This is a genomic window from Endozoicomonas atrinae (genome assembly GCF_001647025.1).
GTDB classification, from domain to species: domain Bacteria; phylum Pseudomonadota; class Gammaproteobacteria; order Pseudomonadales; family Endozoicomonadaceae; genus Endozoicomonas; species Endozoicomonas atrinae.
Window position 1 is genome coordinate 1 of the sequence record NZ_LUKQ02000493.1, and the last position, 1,941, is coordinate 1,941.

4 protein-coding genes are annotated in these 1,941 nt (G+C 54.8%); all 4 read left to right on the forward strand.

What is annotated here, in order from left to right:
• Positions 1–435: phage terminase large subunit (gene terL / locus AK963_RS28320; protein WP_175404710.1), on the forward strand; the 435-nt coding region annotated here is incomplete at its 5' end.
• Between the two features lie 442 nt (positions 436–877).
• A complete protein-coding gene (locus tag AK963_RS28330) occupies positions 878–1,066 on the forward strand; it encodes a hypothetical protein (protein ID WP_066018638.1) in 189 nt (62 codons plus the stop codon).
• Positions 1,063–1,389 carry a phage protein NinX family protein gene (locus AK963_RS28335; protein WP_066018639.1) on the forward strand — a complete coding sequence of 109 codons (327 nt, stop codon included), beginning with the start codon at positions 1,063–1,065 and terminating at the stop codon, positions 1,387–1,389. Before AK963_RS28330 ends, AK963_RS28335 begins: the two co-directional genes overlap by 4 nt.
• Before the next feature lie 110 nt (positions 1,390–1,499).
• The coding region (locus tag AK963_RS28340; protein ID WP_139117746.1) for a hypothetical protein at positions 1,500–1,941 on the forward strand (442 nt) is incomplete at its 3' end.

The following is a 1,941-nucleotide window of genomic DNA, read 5'->3' on the forward strand; positions in this document are numbered from 1 at the left end:
GCCTCCGGTCAGTCACTCATCCAAGAACTGCGTCGTACCTCTGGCATGGCGATCATCCCGAGAAACCCAGGCAACAAAGACAAAGTATCAAGGGTCAACGCCATTACCGACCTCATTGCAGGCGGCAGGGTCTTCCTGCCCAGAAACGCCCACTGGCTCGACGACTTTATTGCCGAAGCCACCGCCTTCCCCTCCGTCGAACACGACGACCAGGTGGACGCCTTCGAAATCCTCATCGACGCCCTCTCAAGAGTCCACGTCACCCCCGCCTCCTTCGACACGCCGATCTTCGTCAAGCACTCCCTGGCGAATCAATACCAGCAGCAACAAAAGAAAACGGCACCCGACGTCGACGACGGCTGGGGCCAGTCCTTCAACGCCAACTCTCTGGCCAAGGAACTCTCCGGCAAAAAATGGAAAGGCTGGGGTCTCTGATTTGCCAACTACTGCAAACGCAGTCATCGTGAATCAAACACCGTTAATTCAGGGAAGATTATGAAAGAGCATGAAATCGCATCCTTGGTTAATGCCTTGACTGAAACAGTAAAGCATTTGTGTCCTGATGCACCGCAGCAATTACGTGAATCAATACGCACGATTATCGTCAGCCGTTGCCATGATCATCAATGGGAAAGGACTGATAGTGGGACAATGGTGTGCAAATGTGGTGCATGGAGATGATCACTTACAGCTACACCCGACGAACCCTCGACAAGTTCCTCCGCGAAAAGCACGACCGCGAAAAACCCTGGTGCGGTTTCATCGACGGAGAGTTCTGTCGCGGTGTTCAATCCACGCACCTCTCCCGCCCAGGTGTCCGGTTTAACCGGCTCCTGCGGCTGAGGCGCAAACTGCAAAAATACAACAGGGAAGACCAATGAAAGACCGACTCGGCCACACCATCTACTGCGACCAGTGTGAAGAAAAGGAAGCCTTGTTCGCACTCAAATCAACAAAGTACTGCGTCGATCTCAAAGACCGGTCACTGCCAGAAGGCGTAACGCTGAATGCCTGTGGTCGCTGCATGGTGCTGCTCTTCAATAAAAATAAAAAGGAAAACCTATGACCCCAACCGACATCAACCAGAAGATCGCCAGTATCGTCGGCCTCAACATTAAGACCACCGACACTGGCATCACCTTCATCAAAACCCCGAACAAACCCGACCGGCACTACAACCCCGCTCAGGACTGGGCAGACGGTGGCCCGCTCATCGACCGCTACTCCATCTGCCTGATCCCCACCGTCACCGACGAGTGGACAGCCATCATCGGCAACGAGCATGGTGTCTCTGCCGCCTTCGGTTCCCACTACTCGCCATTAACCGCCGCCTGTCTGGCGATCATTCAACACCATGAACTCATCAGCCACACTGAAACTACTTCATAAAATTGAAGTGTTCGCTAAAACCGGCCTTCGGGCCGGTTCCCCTTAAAGGACGACCCACCCATCCATCGCCGCAACAATACCGGTAATCACAACCGGACACCTTTCGCGGCATGGAAAACATCAACCTTCACATGGAAGAAGCCCTCATCGACGGCGCAGTCTCCGACGAGAAGCCCGATCACTCCGTCGAAGGGGTCATCGTCGACCTGAAAAACCTGATCCACCCGCTCACCAACTACGAAGACATCTCAACGCTCCTGTCACAAGAACAGGAACAACGACTGGTCAGCATGGTAAAAACCATGTCCGACATGAGCTTCGATCGAATCTCCAGACGATACGACCACTGGCAGGAAGCCGACCGCGCCCACGACATCTACGTCCCCGCCGACACCACCGACTTCAGAGAGAAGGCCGTCATCCCCGACACCCGCGCCATCTCCGACACCGTACTCACCTACATGATGAGCGCCCTCGGCGGGCGAAACCCGATGTTCCAGCTTGAAGGACTGAACCGCGATTCCCGCAAGTCCTCCATGCTCCTTGAGCGCG